The sequence below is a fragment of the Sulfitobacter dubius genome, from assembly GCF_027214245.1.
In the GTDB taxonomy this organism is placed as follows: Bacteria; Pseudomonadota; Alphaproteobacteria; order Rhodobacterales; family Rhodobacteraceae; genus Sulfitobacter; species Sulfitobacter dubius_A.
This window is the reverse complement of sequence record NZ_JAPWHM010000050.1, coordinates 1-255: the sequence shown is the minus strand read 5'-3', so window position 1 is coordinate 255 and position 255 is coordinate 1. Positions and strand designations below refer to the sequence as shown.

Here is a 255-nt window from a genome sequence, read left to right as displayed (position 1 = left end):
GTTGTGGATACCAGCAACTTCCAGAACAGCACGCATGGCGCCGCCTGCAATGATACCAGTACCTTGAGAGGCCGGCTTCATGAACACGGTGGAACCGGAGTGAACACCGCGCACCGGGTGGTGCAGAGTGCCGTTGTTCAGCTCAACCTTGTTCAGGTTACGCTTAGCCTGTTCCATCGCTTTTTGAATAGCGGCCGGAACTTCAGGGGCTTTACCTTAACCGTAACCTACACGGCCGTTACCATCACCCACCAC

1 pseudogene is annotated in these 255 nt (G+C 55.7%); it reads right to left on the bottom strand.

Annotation, left to right across the window (positions count from 1 at the left end):
- Positions 1-255 (bottom strand): annotated as a pseudogene (gene rpsE / locus O4H31_RS19560) (30S ribosomal protein S5); the annotation flags it as partial.